The 5,053-nt window shown below is 64.6% G+C and carries 5 protein-coding genes; all 5 read left to right on the plus strand.

Going from position 1 to position 5,053, the window contains the following annotated elements:
* A partial coding sequence (locus Y704_RS18240; protein WP_253904199.1) for a DDE-type integrase/transposase/recombinase occupies positions 1-1,271 on the plus strand: 1,271 nt, incomplete at its 5' end.
* Complete coding sequence (gene istB, locus Y704_RS0101930) at positions 1,268-2,047, plus strand: IS21-like element helper ATPase IstB (protein WP_026548876.1); 780 nt, start codon at positions 1,268-1,270, stop codon at positions 2,045-2,047. The genes Y704_RS18240 and istB, both read left to right, overlap by 4 nt.
* Before the next feature lie 490 nt (positions 2,048-2,537).
* Entirely contained in the window at positions 2,538-3,389 is an 852-nt protein-coding gene (locus Y704_RS0101935; RefSeq protein WP_026548877.1) for a phosphotransferase, read from the plus strand.
* A gap of 323 nt (positions 3,390-3,712) precedes the next feature.
* Positions 3,713-4,489, plus strand: coding sequence for a PdxA family dehydrogenase (locus Y704_RS18245; protein ID WP_253904200.1), 777 nt, complete (start codon positions 3,713-3,715; stop codon positions 4,487-4,489).
* A 148-nt stretch (positions 4,490-4,637) separates the two neighbouring features.
* Positions 4,638-5,053: GntR family transcriptional regulator (locus Y704_RS0101945; protein WP_026548878.1), on the plus strand; the 416-nt coding region annotated here is incomplete at its 3' end.

Below are 5,053 nucleotides of genomic sequence, written 5' to 3' on the forward strand. Positions count from 1 at the left end.
AAGTCCGCGCCGCGTACCGTCTCGGCCATGTCCGGGTGCACCGGCCCTGGGTGACGGAACCTGGCATGTGGTTGCAGTACGACTTCGGCGACGGCCCGGTCATCGACGGTCGCAAGACGGTGTTGTTCGTGGCGTGGCTGGCGTGGTCCAGATTTCGGATCGTGATCGCTTTGCGGGACCGGACCGCGCCGAGCGTGTTCGCGGCACTGGATCGCACGTTCCGGACCATCGAGGGCGCTCCGACCTATGTGCTGACTGATAACGAGAAGACCGTCACGGTGTCCCACGTCGCGGGGGTGCCGGTGCGCAACCAGCAGACCGTGGACTTTGCCCGTCACTACGGTGTCACGGTGCTGACCTGCCAGCCGGCGGACCCGGCGTCCAAAGGCGGAGTGGAGGCCGCGGTGAAGCTGGCCAAGGCCGACATCGTGCCGAAGGACACGAACCTGCGGGCCGAGTACGCCTCGTTCACCGAGCTGGAGGCGGCGTGCGAGGCGTTCATGGATGAGGTCAACAACCGGGAGCACCGGGTGACCCGCCGGAAGCCTGCGGTGATGCTCATGGAGGAAGCACCCCGGTTGCATCGGGTTCCGGACACCGCCCACACTGTTGCGTTCGGGCTGTCCCGGGCCGTTCCGGAGAACACCCCGATGGTCACCTTCGAGAACGGCCTGTATTCCGTTCCCGCGCACCTTTTGGGCGCCCGCGTATTCGTGCGCAGTCACGGGATCGGAGCCGGCGAGCAGGTCATCGTCGTCCACGTCGGCTCGGACGGGCCGGTCGAAGTCGCCAGGCACCTCCGGGCCAGTCCCGGCAGCCCCGCGATCAACGACACCCACTTCCCGGGCTACCGCCAAAAGGTCCCGGGCGAGTACACGATCAAGGCTCGTAGCGCCGCGGAGGCCGAGTTCCTGGGCATCGGCGCCGGAGCCCACGCCTGGCTGCTCGAAGCAGCCGCAGCCGGCACCGCACGGATGAACCAGAAGATGGCCGAAGCCGTCGCGCTGGCCAAGATCAGCGGCACCGCGCAGGTCGATGCGGCCCTAGGTCAAGCGGCCACCTACGGGCGGTTCGCTACCGGTGACCTGGCATCGATCCTGGCCGCAGCCGGCACGCGAACCACCACACTCGCCGCGGACGAGAAGACGTCCCTGGCTCAAGGCACCGCCGGGTGGGCCGCGATCGGGCAGACCATCACACCCGAGGCCAAGATCCTCGCCGCCCACGATCTGGCCGATGACCACGCCCATGATCTGGGGAAAAGCGCATGAGTGTCACTCAGGCGCCCGCCCCTTCCCTGCCGGCGGACCTTGAGGTGTTGATGCGCCGACTGAAGATGCCCTACGCCCGCGCGTTGGCACCGGAGCTCATCGCGACCGCGAAGTCACAAAGGTGGGAACCGGTCGAGGTCATCAAAGCCCTCCTCATCGAGGAAGTCACCGGCCGGTCCCGGTCCATGCTCGCCACCAGGCGCAAAGCCGCCGGGTTTCCGACAGGGAAGACGTTCGACACCTGGGACGAGACCGTCTCCTCGATCCCCGCACCCACACAGCAAGCACTGCGGACCCTGGAATGGATTGGCCGGAAGGAGAACGTCGTGGTCTGCGGCCCCTCCGGAACCGGGAAGACGTTCTTCCTCGAGGCCCTCGGCCAGCACGCCGTGGAGGCCGGAATGCGGGTCGCCTGGTTCCGGCTTGAGGACCTCGGCGCGCTGGTGCGCGCGCACCGCTCCGATGACTCTGTTCACCGCGTCGTCGCCCGCATCCTTCGCGCCGACCTCGTCGTGGTCGACGATATAGGCCTCCTCGAAGTCGGTGCAGACGCCGCCGAAGGCCTTTATCGTCTCGTCGATGCCGCGTACGAGAAACGCTCCATCGCGGTGTCCTCGAACCTGCACCCCGCCGGATTCGACCAGCTCATGCCCAAAACCCTCGCGACAGCGACCGTCGACAGGCTCCTGCACCACGCCCACGTCTGCCAAACCACGGGCGAGTCCATCCGGCTCACCCAAGCCCTCGCAGGAAAAGGAGTCACCACGATGAACTAACACCAGCCCAGCAACCCATGGCCAACGCCCCCGACCCCAGGTGGGCAGATCTGTTGGCCATGACCGGGCAGTTTTCGTGGCCACCAGCGGGCATTTCTGCTGGCCGCCCACGGGCAGTTCCTATTGACCATTGACATACTCGCTGGTGCTGTCCCTCATCTCAGCTTTCTCGTCCGCAGAAAAGGACGGAGCGAAAGCGCAACCGCTCAACAAGAAAGCTGCACAGACAACAGCAGCTAATTTTAACTTGTTCCCCACGGGAGCATCCTGCCTTACGACGCGAAAAGCGTCTACGGCCCACTCTGAAGCAGCTACTCCCCGAGGTTCCCCGTGCATCGCGGCGTGACGTCGACTCGGGCGGTCGTTTGTGAATCCCCTACGGTACGGACTCCCGCGTAGTTGTGCGACGTGCTTTCGGAGGTTCTTCATTGAATATTGTTCAGTCAGAGTGTTCGGCCTTGATCGATGAACGCCGACCTAGACTGTTCCGATGACCAGCTGGGACCGGGCACTTCTTAATGACGAGCAGGCGGAGTACGTCGCGGGGCAGCTCAAGACACCCTTGGTGATAGATGACTTGTCCTGGAACCTCGTTGATACGAGGGTTCTGCACGTACGAGCCGAGGATCAGGACTTCGTGGTGAAAGCTGCTCCGCAATCGAACCACCACATTGGGCGGGAGATCACCGCCCACGAAACGTACACAGAGCCCCTCGTGGGAGCGGCCAGGACCGGGCAACTGGTCGCAGCGAGCCGAGCCGCGAACGTACTCATCACTACCTATCTGCCAGGCACGCTCGTCCAAGGATCAGATAAGGAGTGGATTGCAGACATGTACACGCAAGCAGGCTCTGCCCTTCGAGCTCTCCACGATCAACACCCGCGCGTCGATGACGGGTATGAGATTCGCATGACGGACAAGGCGATCGCTCTGCTGGACCGGCAACACCGGATTGCTTCGGAGGTGGAGTCGGCAGCACGCCGTATCTTGGCCTCATACCAGCCAGCACCCGTTGTTGTTGTACCGACCCACGGCGACTGGCAGCCGCGGAACTGGCTACATGAGGGGAATTGGTTGCAAGTGATTGACTTCGGCCGGTTCGATTTCCGGCCGGCAGCCTCGGACTTTTGCCGCCTCGCTACCCAACAGTGGAGGGAACGCCCCCGATTAGAAAACGCCTTCTTAGAGGGCTACGGGTCGGATCCACGGAACGAAGAGGTATGGCCGATTGATCTACTGCGAGAAGCTGTCGGCACAGCAGTGTGGGCCTTCCTCGTCGGCGACACCGTATTTGAAGCACAAGGACACAGGATGCTGGAAGAAGCGATAGTCCGCTTCTAAGAGCGGATCTTGTTCGAACCACGTAAGTGGCTTATTCGCGAAGGTACGGTGAAGGATCCCTTTGCAGACGCCCCTCTGCGCCGTGGCACCTCGGACCCCGCCACTACCCCTGCAAAAAGCCCGCCATCCTGCTGGAAGCTCACAGGCACGCTCGGCGCCGGCAACGTTCGGAGTGTACGGGGGCATGGACATAGAGGCTCCTCTTACTTCGTGGGTGCAGAAAGCATCATCGGATGACATACGCCTGGTTGTCGCTAGGCACGTCGCTCGCACTCGAAGTATTCGAAGCCAGTGGTTTCCCCAAAAGAACCGACCAAGATCAGATGAATCACAACGTCGAAAATTTCAACTTTCTGTCGGCCGCCGGCGATGGCTCCTACCGTTTCGTCGTCGAGGCCTGCCGACTGGCCCGCGAGGGCAAAGTCCAGGGCATCGTCACGGCCCCGCTCAACAAGGCGGCGATGCACGCGGGCGGACACAAGTGGCCCGGCCATACGGAGCTGCTGGCCCATGAGTTCGGCGTCGAGAACTTCAGCCTGGTGCTGTCCGCCGGCGACCTCTACTTCTTCCACCTCACCACCCACGTCTCACTGCGGCAGGCCATCGAGGACCTGACCCCGCAGCGCACGTCCAACGTCATCGAACTCGTCAGTGCCTTCACGAAGGCGCTCGGCAACCCGGACGAGCCCATCGGCCTCGCCGGGCTGAACCCGCACGCCGGCGAGAACCGCCTGTTCGGCGACGAGGACGCGGACATCCTCGCCCCCGCCGTCGCCGCCGCCCGCAAGGCCGGCATCAACGTCCACGGACCACTGCCGGCCGACGCACTCATCCCCGCAGCGGTCAAGGGCAAGTGGAACATGGTGATCGTCTGCTACCACGACCAAGGGCATGCACCGTTCAAGGCGGTCTACGGCGACGACGGCGTCAACATCACCGTCGGCCTTCCCGTGGTCCGCGTATCGGTGGACCACGGAACGGCGTTCGACATCGCCGGCCAGGGCCTCGCCCGCGAGGCGAGCCTGGTCCTGTCACTGCGCCGTGCCGCACAGCTCGCTCCGGGCTGGGACCACGTCTGGCGGACCGCCCAGAAGAAGTAAGGGGTTCGGGATGGAGTCAGTCGGATGGCGCAGGCAAGTAGGTCCTCGCTGCGGGACCGGGCTTCCTGCGTCACTTGCGGCACCTTCCTGACGTCCGGAGCAACCGTTGCCGTACCGACATGAACCGAGTCCAGCAGCTGAAGTAGTGGTGCCCAGTGCCCAGGAGCCCCTCTCTCCGGCCTCCGCGAACACTGACGCCCTCGACCCTTATCCTGAAGCGGAGCAGACACTCATGGCTGGAACGAACTCCTCCGGCGCCCCAGGACGTCCGTTGGACGCCGGAAGCAGCGAGCCGCTGCACCTGCAGCTCCGCGCGCATCTGCGGGCGCAGATCCTGAATCATTCGCTGCCGCCGGGCACCTCGCTGCCCAGCGAAGCGCAGTTGCAGGTGCGGTACGGGGTGTCCCGGTCCGTCGTGCGTCAGGCCCTCGGCGCCCTGGCCGACGAGGGCCTGATCGAGCGCGGACGTGGCCGCGGCATTACCGTGGCGCCCCGCAGGGAACACCACCGCCTCGTGCACAGAACGTCGGGGCTCTCGGCGCAGCTCGGCAGTACCGGGGCGAG

The organism is Arthrobacter sp. Br18, from assembly GCF_000520555.1.
GTDB lineage: Bacteria > Actinomycetota > Actinomycetes > Actinomycetales > Micrococcaceae > Arthrobacter_D.